This is a genomic window from Methanosarcina subterranea (assembly GCF_055385895.1).
In genome coordinates this window covers 2,429,829-2,445,596 of sequence record NZ_AP042426.1, presented here as the reverse complement: position 1 = coordinate 2,445,596, position 15,768 = coordinate 2,429,829, and the positions used below count along the sequence as shown (strand labels likewise).

The following is a 15,768-nucleotide window of genomic DNA, read 5'->3' as shown; positions in this document are numbered from 1 at the left end:
CAGCGAGGTGAGTATATTGTCTGAAACATTTAATCCTGAAAATATAGAACTTACTAAATATTTGTTTTTCACAGGAAAAGGCGGCGTTGGGAAAACATCAACTGCCTGTGCTACTGCTGTGATTCTGGCGGATGAAGGGAAAAAGGTTTTGCTGATCAGTACTGATCCTGCCTCAAATCTTCAAGACGTATTTAATACCGAATTGAACAGCAAAGGAGTTTCTATAGAAGGCGTACCCAATTTAATTGTAGTCAACATTGACCCTGAAGAAGCTGCCCGGGAATATAAAGAAAACATTGTCGCACCATATAGAGGAAAGCTGCCTGATGTAGTGATTCAAAATATGGAGGAGCAGCTTTCCGGGTCGTGTTCTGTTGAAATAGCTGCTTTTAATGAGTTTTCAGCGTTTATAACTGATGAAAAGACAGGGAAAGAATATGACTACATCATTTTTGATACAGCCCCTACTGGTCACACTCTTCGGTTGATGCAGTTGCCCTCAGCCTGGAGTAATTTCATAAGCGAAAGTACACATGGAGCGTCCTGCTTAGGACAGCTTTCCGGGCTTGAAAGTCGAAAAGAGATTTATAAGCAAGCCGTAGAGATACTGTCTAATAGAGATATGACCACTCTTGTTCTTGTTTCCCGCCCGGAAGAAGAGCCTCTTAAAGAGGCTGAAAGGGCTTCACAGGAGCTTCAGGATTTAGGTGTTAATAATCAGATACTTATAATCAACGGTGTGCTGCAAAGCTATGATGATACCGTGTCTCAAAGCCTTTTTGAAAAACAACAGGAAGCTTTACGGGATATACCCTCGTCTTTAAAAAAATTTGTAACATATGAGATTCCTCTCAGGTCCTATAATATTATCGGCATAGATAACATCAGGGCATTCTTACACAGGGATAACGTTAATATTAGCATCGAAGAGGTCAATTTTAAACAGGTCCCTAAACTTAAAGATGTGATAGATGACCTGTGTGCTTCTGGAAAAAAGGTAATATTCACCATGGGCAAAGGCGGCGTTGGCAAAACGACTATCGCAACAGCAATTGCGCTGGGTATGGCACGAAAAGGTACTAAAGTTCACCTTACAACAACAGATCCTGCAGCGCAAACTGAATTTGTTATGGAAAAAAATAGCAATATAACAACAAGCAGGATTGACGAAGAGAAGGAACTTGCTAAATACGAAGAAGAAGTACTCACCAAAGCAAGGGAAACGATGAGTGAGGATGACATTGCCTATGTCGAAGAAGATTTAAGGTCACCCTGTACGCAGGAAATTGCTGTTTTCAGAGCGTTTGCCCGAATTGTAGAGAAAGCTAAAAATGAGGTTGTTGTTATTGATACAGCACCCACAGGACACACACTTTTGCTTCTTGATTCAACCCAGAGTTATCATAGGGAAATCAGCCGTTTGCAAAGTGATATCCCAGAGCCAGTTAAAAACCTGTTACCCAGGTTAAGAAATGCTGACGAAACCGAGGTTCTGATCATTACATTGGCAGAAACTACACCTGTGTACGAAGCAATGAGGCTTGAATCTGACCTGAAACGTGCCGGGATCAACAGCAAATGGTGGGTGATCAATGCCAGTTTATATGCAACCGAAACAACAAATAAACTGCTCAGAGCGAAGGCCAGTAACGAGATTGAATGGATAAACAGGGTTGCCAAACATTCTAATGGAAATTTTGCAGTTATAGAATGGAGAGCAGGTGAACTAAAAGGTGGAAAGCTATTGGATTTAATACAATGAACGCCTGTAATTCGAAAAAGAAAGTAAGGAACTAAAAATATCACTTCTCCTACTTTCTTTTCTCACAGTTATTCACGAACTCTTTTTATACCCATGCCTTTAATTTCAGGCTTTCGACTGGAAGACCTCCATACTGCCTTCCACTTATGTCCAAATCTTCAGCCAGGATTTCAACCGAAAACCCTGCCTTTTTCAAAAGTCTCAGATATTCCTCTTTTAACACGGCGCCCGCAATACAACCTGCAAGCAGGCCACTGTCATCTTTAAGTTCTTCAGGTAAATCCTCAAGGAGAACCATATCCGAAATATACATTCTGCCTTCTGGTTTCAGGACACGGAATGCCTCTCTGAAAACTTTTTCTTTATTCGGAGCCAGGTTAATCACACAGTTGCTGATAATGACGTCCACAGAACTGTCTTCAACGGGAAGAGCTTCGATGTCTCCATGGCGGAACTCAACATTTAAATAACCATATTTTTGGGCATTAGCCTGCGCTTTTTCAACCATTTCAGGAGTCATATCGACTCCTATAACTTTTCCTGAACTTCCGACTCTCTTTGCAGCAAGGAAGCAATCAAAACCTCCGCCTGATCCCAGATCCAGAACAATATCTCCGGGTTTCAGTTCTGCAAAAGCGGTAGGATTGCCGCAGCCAAGCCCCATATTAGCATCCGGAACGGACTGAACGTCAGATTCAGAGTAACCAAGAGACTTAGAAAGATCTACCGGACTCGAGTCTCCTCCACAGCAACTGCTACCAGAACAGCAGGAGCCACCTAAAATTGCAATTTCCTGATACTTTTTTTTGATAACTTCTTTTTTTTCATTCGCATCCATTTTTATATCCCATTCCTTATCGTTGATATTTTTCTATAGATCTTGAGCTTACTGTCAGTTATTTTTAACTTTGTTTCCAACCTGGTTTTCAGTACTCTCATTAATAGTGTTGTTGATTCTGTTTTCAGTTTTACACACAGGACATAATTCTGAAACAGAACATACTCCTGAAGCCTGCTGCCCATCGCAACAGGGTTTTATATCCCGGATCCCAAGAGATAAAAGCAAACAGTTGATCTCTTCGTTTTTAATGCTGTAAATGATGTTTCTTCCCTGCTTTTCGTACTTTAAAATTCCAGCTTCAACGAGAACTTTCAAATGCTTTGAAACTGTAGTCTGATCCTTTTTTGTAAGGGAAGAAAAATCACAGGCACAGTAACTGTGCTCCAGCAGATAAGAGAGGATAGTAAGTCTTGTTTCATCTCCAAGGGCTTTAAAAAACTTTACCTTATTATCAAGCATAATTCTATGATTATATGCGCATATATCAATATATAGTTAATGGTCAATAGTTCCGAATCTCCTTATTTTCGAAACCTGTTTTACAAGTAAGGTGTAATCAAAAAAGCATTGAAGATCATGAAGTCGTTTATTTATGAGGCTAAAAACAACTTCATGTCTAATGTAGAAATTATCAGTTTACTGGGAGTACTATCTTCACTACACTCCACGATTCAAAAAATAAGTGTCTGGAAAGTCTGGAAGACTCAGAAACCTGTGAAGTGGTTCTGGTAAACCATATAAAAGCCAACTCCCAGAACAATAAGTCCAGCTGCTTTTTTCAATGGGAAACCATATTTTGAAACGCTCTGAAGCCTGGTAGAAGAAAAGTTTGCAGAGTAAGCAACAAAAAGCATTGGAATGGAAAAGCCAATGGAATAGATAAAGAGCATCAGCGCTCCATACGTAACTTTACCTGAAACTGCGACCATTGTCAGGATAGACCCAAGTACTGAACCCACACACGGAAGCCAGACAATCCCCAGAGAAAGACCAAGCAAAAAGCCCCCGAAAAGCCCCTCCTTTTTGGAATTTGCAAGTGAAGAAAAATTTCCAAAGACATTGAAAATATTGAGGTCAAAGAGCAGTGAAATGCCCATTGTGATAAGAAGAACTTCGGCAAAGATATAAAGTAAATCAAGATAAGCGGTAAGTGTTGCTCCGAAAAGAGAAGTGATAATCCCCATGCTGGTAAAGGAAATAGATAGCCCCAGTACTATTGCAAGAGGCCTGAACTTTCCTCTTTCAGTTGAATAAGCAAAAACTGCAGGAATTACGGGGATAATGCAGGGGGAGAGTACACTGACCACCCCTGCAAAGAAAGCAGCAACCGGAAGAAAATCTGAAAACATAACTTACTCCTTTATATTTCTGGATTCGAGAGCTTTGTCAAGAGTCACTGAAAGGGTTTCTTTATCGACAACGCCCAGGAACCTTGCACTGGCCCTTTCCGCACTTTTGCTTCCGTCCGGCCGCATGTACATGTATTTACCGTCCTCGATGCCTGTAATTATACAGGTATCCGGGATAGACCTTACTCCGAATGTTGTTGCAAACTGAGGGTACTCGTTGAGATCAATAAGCATAATTGAAGCCTTATCCTGATACGTTGGAAAAAGTTCAGAAAGAATCTCTTCCTGCTTTTGACAGGGAATGCAGCCCTTAGATCCAAGTTTCAGCACAACAGGCCCTTTTACAAGGGCTTCATCAATCTGGCTCAGGTCTGTAACCTCGACAAGCCCTGCTTCAACGCCTGAATTATTAACATCTGTTATAACTTCAGCAGGCTCTGCGTTATTGCCGGAATTATTAATATCCGTACAGCCTGAGCTGAAGAGAATAAAGCAAAAAATAGCTAAAATGGAAAAAGAAACTCGTTTTTTACCTTGTATTCTATGCAATCGTTTCATGATAATTCTCCTAAAATCATCGGGTTCTGGTTTTTATACAATATAAGAGAAGGATTGTAGGAATCAAGATATGTTGATATACTCAAGTATTTCAAATGATATAAAAATCTTGCCCGTATCAGATAGATGCAGGAAATTTGTAAAAAGTTTATCAGCATCAATAAGATACGATTATGGCTGAAAAATTGTGCAATTATTAGAGGTATTCAGGTGCTGTTCCATTCAATAGACAATCCATTATTTTTCATGGAGTTCAGGACTTGCATTTATAAAAAGCTGTAAGGTGGATATCAAGAAATCTTGATATCGGATTATGAGGGCTTCAAAAGTCGGAAAAGAATCCGATATAAATAACAATACTTCGGATATCAAGCAAAATTGATATGAAAACTCTTATTTAGAAAGCTTGACTTCTTTTACTCATGAGCTATTGCTGCCCTGCGGACTCCGAGAAAAAAAAAGAATGGGAAGAGAAAATGCTCCAGGAAATAGATTTTCTGGACAACGATATTAAAAAAGCCAGTGAAATATTCAGTGCTCTCGGGCATCCGATAAGATTGAAAATTGCTTACTTTTTATCTCAAAGAGATCACTGTGTCTGTGAACTGGTATTCAAGTTAAACGAGAGACAGAATCTGGTTTCCCACCATCTCACTATCATGAAAAATTCTGGAATCGTCGAAGCTTACAGCAGCTCAAAATGGCGGTTTTACAGGTTGAACCCTGAGTTTGCAGGTGTTTTGAATATTATATCGCAAATATAAAACAAAAATCGAAGTAAAATATATTTAATCTGCTGTTAAGAAGGTAAAAATGTAAAAAATAACCCTATGGCTCTCAGTCCTCGCAGCAGCAGCAACAGTCCTCTTCTTTCTTGTCTTTGTCCGTTTCAAAAATTTTGTCGTATACGTTTTCCCCATATATATTCGTCCACCCTATCTGTGAACCCGCAGCAATAAACATTGCAACCGCAATGGCTTCTGCTATCTCTTCTTTTGCAGCTCCGGCAGCAACTGCTCTTTGAGAATGTGTATCAACACAGAACTGACAGCGCATCAGAACCGAAGAAGCGACAGAGATTAATTCTTTGGTTTTGAGATCTAAAAAACCATCTTTGAAAATGGAATTTCTCATCTGTCCGAAAGCTTCCGCAGTCTCAGGTAACATCTCGTTCAAAAATGACATCTCACTATCCCCTAATTTAGAGTAAGTATAATTTATAATTATAGTTAAAAATTGTTTCAATTGAAACGGATATATAACGTTTATAGTTTAATAAGAAGACTTTAATCATTTTTTAATCTTTTAGTCTGAACGACAAGGTTTTTCATGTATCATGCTATATTTAACGTCCTGGTTTCCTGCAAAAAGCAGAGTTCCATTGCATACTGCTTCCTGGGTTTTCGGGCTTATGTGTATACAGTAAGTCTTCCTCTTCATTTTCAGGATTATTTTCAGAACCTTCTTCTTCCGGTACTGCGTTACTCTCTTTTTTCATTTTCAATCACCCTGTTCCATTGAATGTTTAAAGACTATAATTAAAATAGGGATCCAAGTTTTAAAAATCTGGAGGACGAGTATCAAGAATAATTGATATATTCTAGAACAATTTGACTGGACATTAATTATATATTAAGAGATTAATATATTAACCTAAAAACTATACACTCGAATTCTAAAATCAATGTGCAACGGCTACACATATTGGACAAAGGCTCTATATACTTAAGATATAACCAGGAATACTAGATAATATTTAGACCAACCAGATAATTTGGCAATATAAGAGAGTAACCAAGCGGTCAACGGTGGCAGACTCAAGATCTGTTCGTGCAGACGTTCAGGGTTTCGAATCCCTTCTCCCGCATCAAAATAATGAGATATAGGTATCTCTAAAAAACGCGACGCATGTGTAAGGAATTTGCACAACCGTATTTTTCAAAAGTTGCCCTAACAAAACTTCAAGAGATAACTGACCCTAGGAGCTTTCTTTTCCTTGGTAACTTACTTTTTTATTCAGCATGTTGGAGAACTCATTAACAATCTTATTGGCTCCTGTAGGTTTAAGTCTGAGGTTAATTCTCAGTCCTTATGAAATCCTTAGTTTCCATAGATCCGCTTTCAATCAAACTGATAACTATCAAATCAACAAGGAACCTGAAAGGCTCCTGAAAATCATAGGCTAAACTGTTTTTTCTTGGTGTCATTTCATGCAAAAAGCCTGCATGAGCATCCAGACTACACTATTTTCTTTAATTGTCTGGAACCCTACAATAAGAAAGAGGATACTAAGGAAGAAAATAAGCTTGTTATACTATCGAATGGCAAACTTCGAATTTAGCCCCGTATTCGAACATATTAACATTTAAAATGATGAAATTCCTGTAAAATGTATTGAAAAAATAAGGAGGAATGAGAAATGAAAGCATTTTACAGAACATCAATTGCATTGAGTCTTTCCCTGGCAATTCTTTTTCTAATTGCAGGAACAGCCACCGCGGGTTATGTCAGTCCCGGACCCCCGGCAACAGATACCGGGTTAAAGCAGGTACCATATGATATCAACGGTGTTTTTACAACAGTGTCAGGTATCACCTACGATTCTGCGTCCGGCGAATTTTCCGCAGAGAACTCAGGAGAAGTTTACACCGTCACTCAGCATGACCGGCTGTTTACAGTCGAGGAAGACTTCTCCGGTTCTCCTCTGTTCTTCGCCATTGACGATAAACACGGTAAGCATTTCTTCAGCTATGGAAGTGACGGGAATACTAGATTATTCCGAAGCGGTATCATCGAGTCAGATGATGTTTTCTCAACGAGAATGATCGTCAGTTCAGGTGGGGTTGTCACGGTCCAGACGGCTCTCGCAGTTCGTGACGGACCAACAGTTCCCGATGACAGAAAGCCGGTCCCCGATCTCATCGGGACGTGGTCAACTGCCCAGAACAGCGTTTACCTTATAGAGAGCCAGGAAGGAAACGTGTTTTCCGGCCGAATCACCGCACATGGGAAAACAACATCCACACCTTTTGCCGGATACATTGAAAAGGCTTCTGAAGACGGTACAGCCGAGCTTGTTATGCTCTGTGAAAAAGGCAACTTCATTTCGGGCAATATAAGCCAGAACACGCATAACATAACCATTTCTTATGTTCTCTACACTACTGGCAAAGTCTCATCCTCACCCCTGACAGAGGACGGGGCTGAATGGGCGAAAACTAACAGAACGGTGACCCGGGAATACGCCACCTTTTTGAATAGTGACGGGATTACCGAAGATACATCGGAACACGTCCGGCTGCTAACTGTCTTAGATGAAAATGCAGGCCGGTATACTCTGACCTCCGTTTCCGACGAAACAACAATTATCGGCGCTATCCAGGGAGACAGGTCATTTATCGAGTATTCTCCAGAGACGGGATTCATCTGCGGTTTCGTTAAAGGTAATACGAAATATGATTTCCGGGGAGGACCTGGCTCAGCAGAAATCTCGGTCCATAATTTGAAGCAAAAGGAAAGAAAAGAATAAGGGAACTCTAGATTAAATACAAAATTCGAAAAGTTAATTTTAAGAAATTCTCTTTTTCAAGAGAATTTTTTATTTAACTCTTTAAACCAATGCCTCCTTTTTTACCCTTTCCATAAAATGAATAAGAGTAAACGGCTTATCTGACTTGGCATTCTACTTCATATAATGCAAAGTGCCTTTAGAGAACTCTAATTCCTTCCAATCAACATAAGAAATATTGAAAATTTTTGCCTTATATCGTAATCAATTCTCTCAATCTCTACTCAGGCTTAACAAAGTCCAGTTTTCCTTTTTGCCAGTAAAGGTAACGGGCTAACTCCCTTACCTTCTGCAGGACATATGTAAATGTTTATGAGATTCATTTTAATGAAACTATTATTACACTGGATTTCACTAAACACTGGTAAGGTAACTTTATAATACACTCATCAACAATTCTTTCCGGCCAAGATGCTAGACTATACCCATTGCCGGGGCAATTCGCCAGTTTTAGGAGAATAAAGGGAGGAATAAGCAATGTTTAAACGTATTGACCATGTGGAGATTCTACCAGGTGATTTCGATAGATCGATGGCGTTCTACAAGGATGTACTGGAGTTTCGGCTGGTGTCGCGGACGCCAGTGCAGGCCGGACAGCTGAAAGAGATCGCCTACCTGCAGCTGGGCGATACCGTCATCGAATTACTGCATATGGAAAATTCCGCCCCGATGCCCTCCTCGATGACCGTGGGCTATCGTGCGATGGCCCTGGAAATCGAATCGATGGAAGACGCTATCAACTACTTGCGTGACCATGGTGTCTACGTTACCTGGGGGCCGATAGATCTGGGCATATCCATCCGTGCCGAGATTACCGATCCTGATGGCCTGGCCATAGAATTGCGGGAATGGAGGCACAAACCCTGGTAAGCCTGAGATGTTGACAGAAAGCTTAAAACAATAAAAAAAGCTATACTTTAAACTGTTAAGCTATTTTATTACTAAGGGAGCGCAGAAAGGTACGAATACCCAGCCCTTAAAGTAGGGGATGAAGTGAACCCTTGCCTCTTTTTGGAAACCTTGTGAAAGGATATTATGAACTATTCCCGAATAATCGGGCGGGAGGCCTGAAGAATACCCATCCTTTTGGGTGGGGTGGCCGCCCTTAATTTGATTTCTTCAGGATATTTGCGGACATTTATATAGGCGAGTTAGCGTTAATTTGGACGTTAGATTGCCTGTAGAGATGCCTGCATTCAATACCGACGATGTCGAAGACTCTGTGAAGCCTTGAACTTTTCGTAATAAAAGAGGTAAGGAAGCTGTTTTTTATTGAGTGCATAGATTTCGTGTGAGTTAAAAATAGTATCCAGATGGCTTCTTAGTATGTAAAACAAAATTATAGAGCAATTTTATAAATAATAGGTAAAGAATTCACTTGTTGTAAGATATTATTAGAGATCTGCTTGAGACTACATTTATGTCAAATTCTATTAAACAAAAGGACCAGACGAAAGAAGGTCTAATAAACGCTAACTTCCTGCTTTAAAAGAGGGATCGGGGAATTATGGGGGCTTCTAACCTTCCAGAGAAGGATGAACTAGAGATCCAAATGCAAAAACGGATTACTGAATTGGAAAAGGCTAATCAAGACTTGCGTGCCGAGAATATGGCACTGAACCGGGATATCACCAAGCACAAAAAGGCTGAGGAAGAATCGGGCCAGAATGAGCAACATTTTGGGCTGAAGCTGGAGAATAACCTCTCAACTTCCAGAAAGGCAGAAAACCTTGAGCTGGCAGAGATAATTGATATTCAGGCAGTCCAGTCCATCATGGATGACTTTTATAAATTTGCTCACATTACCATGGCCTTACTTGATCTCAAAGGCAATGTTCTGATAGGTGTTGGATGGCAGGATATCTGCACCAGGTTCCATAGGGTTCACCCCGAAACCTGCAAGCACTGTGCGGAAAGTGATACAAAGCTGTCCGCAGGCGTCCCTCCTGGAGAGTTTAAGCTGTACAGGTGCAAAAATAACATGTGGGACATAGTAACTCCTATCATTGTTGCCGGCCAGCATGTTGGCAACATCTTCTCAGGTCAGTTCTTTTTTGACGACGAGTCTGTGGACTACGAACTCTTCCGAACCCAGGCTAGAAAATATGGATTTAATGAAGAGGAATACATAGCAGCTCTAGAAAAAGTTCCACGGCTGAGCAGAGAAACTGTTGAAAATAGCATGTCCTTCTTCATGAAACTTGCCAATATGCTCTCACAGCTAAGTCACAGTAACATCAAGTTAGCCCAGTCGCTAGAGGAACGCAATACTCTGGTTGATGATTTAGACCGTGCCCAGGCTGTGGGAAATGTAGGAAGTTGGCGTCTGAATGCGCATAAAAACGAATTAACCTGGTCCGATGAAAATCATCGTATATTCGGCATTCCAAAGGGTACTCCTTTGACCTATGAGACTTTTCTTTCAACAGTTCATCCGGATGATAGGGAATATGTTGATAATGAGTCGAAGGCAGGGCTGGAGGGGAAACCATACGACATAGAGCACCGCATTATCGTGGACGGTAAGATCAAGTGGGTACGTGAAAAAGCATATCTTGAGTTTGACAAAGATGGAGCTGTCGTAAGCGGTTTTGGTATAACCCAGGATATAACCGAGCGTAGGCAGGCGGAGCACCAGCTCAGCAACGAACTGGCACGAACGACCGGCTTATACGAGCTCTATACCCGATCATCGAACCTATCAGACCGTGAACTCTACAATTTCGCACTCAATCAAGCCGTCAAGATAACCGATAGCACAATCGGCTTCTTCCACCTCATCTCAGAGGACGAGAAAGAGATCATCCTTACCACCTGGAACCGGGAAGCATTGAGGTCATGCACGGCAGGGAACGAAGGGCACTACCGTATTGAAAAAGCAGGTAACTGGGTTGATTGCGTCCGGCTCAAGCGGCCGGTGGTCTACAACGACTTTCCTTCCTCACCGAACCAAAAAGGGCTGCCTGCAGGACACGCTACATTGAAGCGATTCATGAGCGTGCCGGTCACCGAGAACGGCAAGGTGAGGATCATCTTCGGTGTGGGCAACAAAGTGGATGAGTACGACGACCGCGATGTCATGCAGCTTCAACTGGTGGCTAATGAGCTTCACAAGATTATGAAGCTGCGTCGCATCGAGAACGAGTTCCGGGAGAGCGAGGCTTTCCTCCGAGACATCATGGAGAACGTCTCGGACGCCATCTTCGTCAAGGATAGAGAAGCCCGGATGATCCTGGCAAACCCGGCTTACTATAGGCTTATTGGCAAATCCCCTGAAGAGGTCCTCAATAAGACCGCTGCTGATTTTCACCCTCCTGAGATAGCCAGGAAGCTAGCGGAGGATGACAAACGAGTCATGGAGGCCGGAAAAGGGACAACCTTAGAGGAGAGAATATTTACATCACATGGATGGCGCATCCTCCAGACCGTAAAAGCACCGTACTATGATGGACAGGGCAACATCATAGGATTGATAGGAGCGGCGCGGGACATCACCGAGCGCAGACAGGCAGAAGAAGCTCTAAAAAAAGCACATGATAGTTTAGAAAAACTAGTCGAAGAGCGTACAGCAGAACTTGAGAAATCATACAACTCATTGAAGGAAAGTGAAAAAAGTCTTTCTGAAGCTCAAAAAATCGCTCATCTTGGAAATTGGGATTGGAATCTTGTAACCGGTAAAATATGGTGGTCTAATGAGCTTTATAGAATTTTTGGACTAAATCCTCAAGAGTTACCTCCAGCTTATAGCGAATTTTTAAATTACATACATCCTGAAGATCGATGCTATGTGGATGAGTCGGTTAAACAAGCTTTAAACGGGAAATCTTACAGCATTGATAATAGGATTGTTTCAGACAATGGGGAAAACCGCGTAATCCACGTACAGGCAGAGGTTGTCATTGATGAAAAAAATACTCCTATTAGAATAAAAGGAACAACGCAGGATATAACTGAGCGTAAGAAAGCAGAAGAGAAAATTAGGATATTAGCGGATGCTGTGGAATCGTCAAATGATGCTATTGTAACAGAGTCTCTCGATGGTAATATTACCAGCTGGAATAAAACGGCAGAGGATGTTTACGGTTATTCAGCTGAAGAAACTCTGGGGAAAAATGTCTCAATCCTTGAACCAGAAAGTGTTAAAGGAGAAATAAAAAAGATAATTGAAAAGGTTAAACAGGGAGAAAAAATCCAGCATTACAAAACTTTACGGCAAAAAAAGGATGGCACAATAATAAATGTTTCAATAACTTATTCTCCGGTTTTTGACGCTCCTGGAAAGCTGATGGCTATCTCAGCTATTGCAAGAGATATTACTGAGCAAATAAATGCGGAAAGACTACTGGCAAAAGCCGAAGAAGCCAGAAAAAAAGAAATTCATCACAGAATTAAAAACAATCTGCAAGTGATATCTTCCCTTCTTGATCTACAGGCTGAAAAGTTCAGAAGCAGAGGATCTGCTGAGGATCTGGAAGTTCTTAACGCTTTCAGGGAGAGTCAGGACAGAGTAATGTCAATTGCGTTTATCCACAAAGAGCTGCACGAAGGTAGAGGAACCGATAAACTAAACTTTTCACCATACCTGAAAAGACTTGTTGAAAACCTTTTCCAGACTTATAAACTTGGCAATCTCGATATCAGCTTAAATATGGATATTGAAGAAAACATCTTCTTTGATACGGATATTGCAGTTCCGTTAGGAATGATTGTTAATGAGCTTGTTTCCAATTCCCTAAAATATGCATTTCCAGACAGAAGAACAGGAGAAATCCAGATTAAACTCTTTAGTGAAGAAGCTACCAGTGAACCGGATACCAGAGGGGAGCTTTTCGAGAAAGGTAAAAGATATACCTTAATTATTTCAGATAATGGGATTGGTATTCCCAAACAAATAAACTTAGAGAATACGGAGACTCTTGGTCTGCAGCTTGTAAATATCCTGGTAGAACAGTTAGACGGTCAGGTAGAGCTTAAAAGAGATAATGGGACTGAATTTGTAATTAGTTTCGGCGCAGAAGAAAAAGAGAATTAATAAAACACAAGTAAAACATAGGTTTTCTATTGCTGTCGAGGGTATACTTGCACTATTTCATAATAAAAGAGGTAAGGAAGCTGCTTTTAACAAAGTGTAGAGGCTCTGTGTGAGTTGGAAAAAACCAGAAACACTTGCTATGTGTGCTGTTTTAATTATGATATCTGTCTGCGGTTATCTAATGCTTCGTAGATAAAGTGACAGAAGAAGTGAAAAATAAGAAAAAACAGGTCAGTAATCGACCTGTCCTGTTTCTTTTATCTTTTCCCTGAACAGAGTATATACCCACAGCTGGTAGATGATGACTATGGGCACGAATACCAGTGCTCCTCCCAGCATGATGCTCAGGGTCATGTGGCTTGATGCTGCCTCAAAGATATCTATTCCATACTCAAGAGAAACAGAGGACTTAAGCATATAAGGATAGATACTTGCAAGCCCGCTTTGAACAACGAAAAGAAGCGCCAGGAGATTGCTGCAAAAGGCCGGAAACCCCCTGTCCTTTTTTGCAAATAACACGGCAAAGACAGCTGCCACTACCGCAAGAACCGGCAATAAGTACAGAGCCGGCGTGGTTGAATAGTTTGTTGTAAAACCTTCTATACCCACAAAGGAGTATGCCAGATAGACCAGAGCAAGTACAAGCACAATAAGAGTGCTCTTCTTTGCCAGATCACCTGCTTTTGCAGCCATGGCACCTTCGGTCTTGATATTGATCCAGAGCGCACCTGAAGTAACGCTCATAAGCACGAATAAGACACCGCCTATCAATGCATACGGGCCGAAAAGTCCAGGAAGGGTACCTTTATAAACTCCTCCTGAAGCGATTTCAAGCCCCTTGAAGAAGTTCGCAAATGCAACTCCCAGGACAAGAGATATCAGCAGGCTTCCAACGAACCATCCCCACGTAAGGACTTTCTGTATACGGGGATTATCGTCCTTGTGGAGATATTCCACGGAAATGCCCCTTGCGATCAGGCCGATGAGCAGCAACATCATAGGAAGATACAGGAAAGTAAACATCTTCGAGAACACCAGAGGGAATGCAGCAAATGTTCCGCCTGCAGCCAGGATGAGCCATACCTCATTGCCGCCCCAGAAAGGACCCACGGATCTCTGGATTTGTATCCTCTGCACCTTATCTGTGGCAATAAAGGGTGCCAGAAGACCTGCTCCAAGGGAAAATGAGTCTACAATGAAGTAAACTCCCCATATTACACACCACAGGAAGAACCAGATAACAGCAAGCATATCATGAGTAAGGAAATCGAACATCTTCATTCAGCTCCTGTCGCATTGACCACGGTTTTCTTTATGAGGTACATCTCAAAGACCATCAGGCTCAGATAGAATGCGCTGATAAGGATAACACTTAACAATACATCCGATACGGGAACCGATGATATACCATTAGCTGTTTTCAGCAAACCATATACCAGCCACGGCTGCCTTCCTACCTCGGCTACAATCCAGCCGGCAGTGATGGCAATATATGGGAGAGGAATGGACCACATCAGTAGCTTCAGATACTTATCCGACGTGTACAGCTTGCCTGACTTTTGAAGATATAAGCCTGCAAGAGCCTCTATGATGAACAGGGACCCCAGAATTGTCATCAGCCTGAAGCTCCAGAATACCATTCCTACAGGCGGTAGTTCATCCTGAGGTAGCTGGTTGAGTCCTGTTATCGTTCCGCTGAAACTTCCGGTATACAGGAAACTTGCAAGACCTGGAATTCCCAGCAACTGAACACTATTGGAACCAGTGCCTGAATCAGGTACCTGCATCAGATACATGGGTACTGAGGAACCCGTTTCCCATATTGCATCCATTGCCGCTCCTTTAGCAGGCTGAAGCTCAGCAACATATTGTGCATAACCGTGACCAAGAACCGGAAGCATGACCGCTGTAGCGAGTGCTATGGCAACTGCTATTCTGAAAGACTTCCTGAACACTTCATTGTTGTTCCTTTTAAGGAAATGATATGCACAGATCCCCATGACCAGGAATGCGGTCAGCAGGTAAGCTGAAAGCAGAGTATGTACCAGCATGTACCACATATAGCTGTTTGTAAGTAGAGCAAAGAAATCTGTCATAATCACCCTGCTCCCATCAGCAGCCATCTCATAGCCAACTGGATTCTGCATAAAACCGTTAGCAGTGATAATCCATAATGAAGATATATTGGTACCCAGAGCGACCATCCACATGGAAAATGCCTTTAGTTTCTGACGGGAGCGGTCCAGGAATATCCATGCGCCAAAGAAAGTACCTTCAAGGAAAAAAGCCAGTAGTGCTTCCACCGCTAAAGGCGGTCCGAAGACATCTCCCATAAATTCCGCATAGGCACCCCAGTTCGTACCGAACTGGAAAGTCATTGAAAGACCTGTTACCAGACCTATTGCAAAGTTTATCTTGAAAACCCTACCCCAGAAATCAGCCATCCTTCTCCAGGTTTCATCCTTGTTCTTGTAGTACGCAGTTTCCATGCACGCCACTAACAATGCGAGTCCCAGTGTTAGTGGAACGAACAGGAAATGGAACGCGACTGTTATGGCAAACTGAAGCCGGCTCAATAAAAGTAATTCAACCATTCGTTATCCCTCGTTTTTTTACTTACATTAGGTAATCATTACGACCCGGAAAAGGCTCCGAATT

At 41.7% G+C, this 15,768-nt stretch carries 14 protein-coding genes and 1 tRNA gene; 6 read left to right on the top strand and 9 right to left on the bottom strand.

Annotated elements, in window-relative coordinates; genetic code table 11:
- The first annotated feature begins 7 nt into the window (after positions 1-7).
- The gene (gene arsA / locus ACZ5A8_RS10760; protein WP_464533873.1) at positions 8-1,762 is read left to right on the top strand and encodes an arsenical pump-driving ATPase; all 1,755 of its coding nucleotides are present in this window, start codon (positions 8-10) and stop codon (positions 1,760-1,762) included.
- Between the two features lie 85 nt (positions 1,763-1,847).
- On the opposite strand, the gene ACZ5A8_RS10755 is transcribed toward arsA, so the two are convergent.
- From ACZ5A8_RS10755 to ACZ5A8_RS10740, 4 genes are all read right to left on the bottom strand, one after another.
- On the bottom strand, positions 1,848-2,600 hold the full coding sequence (locus tag ACZ5A8_RS10755; RefSeq protein ID WP_464533872.1) for an arsenite methyltransferase: 753 nt from the start codon (positions 2,598-2,600) through the stop codon (positions 1,848-1,850).
- Between the two features lie 54 nt (positions 2,601-2,654).
- Positions 2,655-3,062, bottom strand: coding sequence for an ArsR/SmtB family transcription factor (locus ACZ5A8_RS10750; protein ID WP_464533871.1), 408 nt, complete (start codon positions 3,060-3,062; stop codon positions 2,655-2,657).
- Between the two features lie 245 nt (positions 3,063-3,307).
- Positions 3,308-3,952, bottom strand: coding sequence for a cytochrome c biogenesis CcdA family protein (locus ACZ5A8_RS10745; RefSeq protein ID WP_464533869.1), 645 nt, complete (start codon positions 3,950-3,952; stop codon positions 3,308-3,310).
- 3 nt (positions 3,953-3,955) lie between these two features.
- Positions 3,956-4,510, bottom strand: a complete 555-nt coding sequence (locus ACZ5A8_RS10740; RefSeq protein ID WP_464533868.1) for a thioredoxin family protein — start codon at positions 4,508-4,510, stop codon at positions 3,956-3,958.
- Positions 4,511-4,932: 422 nt separating this feature from the next.
- On the opposite strand from ACZ5A8_RS10740, the gene ACZ5A8_RS10735 reads away from it, so the two are divergent.
- A complete protein-coding gene (locus ACZ5A8_RS10735; protein ID WP_464533866.1) occupies positions 4,933-5,274 on the top strand; it encodes an ArsR/SmtB family transcription factor in 342 nt (113 codons plus the stop codon).
- Between the two features lie 73 nt (positions 5,275-5,347).
- Here the strand turns inward: ACZ5A8_RS10735 and ACZ5A8_RS10730 are convergent, their stop codons facing one another.
- Together ACZ5A8_RS10730 and ACZ5A8_RS10725 are read right to left on the bottom strand one after the other, a co-directional pair.
- The gene (locus ACZ5A8_RS10730; RefSeq protein ID WP_322225700.1) at positions 5,348-5,695 is read right to left on the bottom strand and encodes a carboxymuconolactone decarboxylase family protein; all 348 of its coding nucleotides are present in this window, start codon (positions 5,693-5,695) and stop codon (positions 5,348-5,350) included.
- 160 nt (positions 5,696-5,855) lie between these two features.
- Positions 5,856-6,008: a hypothetical protein gene (locus ACZ5A8_RS10725; RefSeq protein WP_464533864.1), complete on the bottom strand. Its 153-nt coding sequence runs from the start codon at positions 6,006-6,008 to the stop codon at positions 5,856-5,858.
- Between the two features lie 290 nt (positions 6,009-6,298).
- On the opposite strand from ACZ5A8_RS10725, the gene ACZ5A8_RS10720 reads away from it, so the two are divergent.
- Positions 6,299-6,377, top strand: a tRNA-Leu gene (locus ACZ5A8_RS10720).
- A gap of 208 nt (positions 6,378-6,585) precedes the next feature.
- Here the strand turns inward: ACZ5A8_RS10720 and ACZ5A8_RS10715 are convergent.
- Positions 6,586-6,717, bottom strand: a complete 132-nt coding sequence (locus tag ACZ5A8_RS10715; RefSeq protein ID WP_464533863.1) for a CRISPR-associated endonuclease Cas1 — start codon at positions 6,715-6,717, stop codon at positions 6,586-6,588.
- A gap of 212 nt (positions 6,718-6,929) precedes the next feature.
- Between ACZ5A8_RS10715 and ACZ5A8_RS10710 the strand changes: the two genes are divergently transcribed.
- The 3 genes from ACZ5A8_RS10710 to ACZ5A8_RS10700 all read left to right on the top strand — a co-directional run bounded on the left by ACZ5A8_RS10710 (position 6,930) and on the right by ACZ5A8_RS10700 (position 13,110).
- Positions 6,930-8,039, top strand: a complete 1,110-nt coding sequence (locus ACZ5A8_RS10710) for a hypothetical protein (RefSeq protein ID WP_464533862.1) — start codon at positions 6,930-6,932, stop codon at positions 8,037-8,039.
- 516 nt (positions 8,040-8,555) lie between these two features.
- Positions 8,556-8,948, top strand: a complete 393-nt coding sequence (locus ACZ5A8_RS10705; protein ID WP_464533861.1) for a VOC family protein — start codon at positions 8,556-8,558, stop codon at positions 8,946-8,948.
- A gap of 739 nt (positions 8,949-9,687) precedes the next feature.
- A complete protein-coding gene (locus tag ACZ5A8_RS10700) occupies positions 9,688-13,110 on the top strand; it encodes a PAS domain S-box protein (protein ID WP_464534098.1) in 3,423 nt (1,140 codons plus the stop codon).
- 231 nt (positions 13,111-13,341) lie between these two features.
- On the opposite strand, the gene cydB is transcribed toward ACZ5A8_RS10700, so the two are convergent.
- Both cydB and ACZ5A8_RS10690 read right to left on the bottom strand, forming a co-directional pair.
- Positions 13,342-14,391, bottom strand: coding sequence for a cytochrome d ubiquinol oxidase subunit II (cydB, locus tag ACZ5A8_RS10695; protein WP_464533859.1), 1,050 nt, complete (start codon positions 14,389-14,391; stop codon positions 13,342-13,344).
- Positions 14,388-15,704, bottom strand: a complete 1,317-nt coding sequence (locus tag ACZ5A8_RS10690) for a cytochrome ubiquinol oxidase subunit I (protein ID WP_464533858.1) — start codon at positions 15,702-15,704, stop codon at positions 14,388-14,390. The genes cydB and ACZ5A8_RS10690 overlap by 4 nt, the downstream gene beginning before the upstream one ends.
- Positions 15,705-15,768 lie beyond the last annotated feature (64 nt).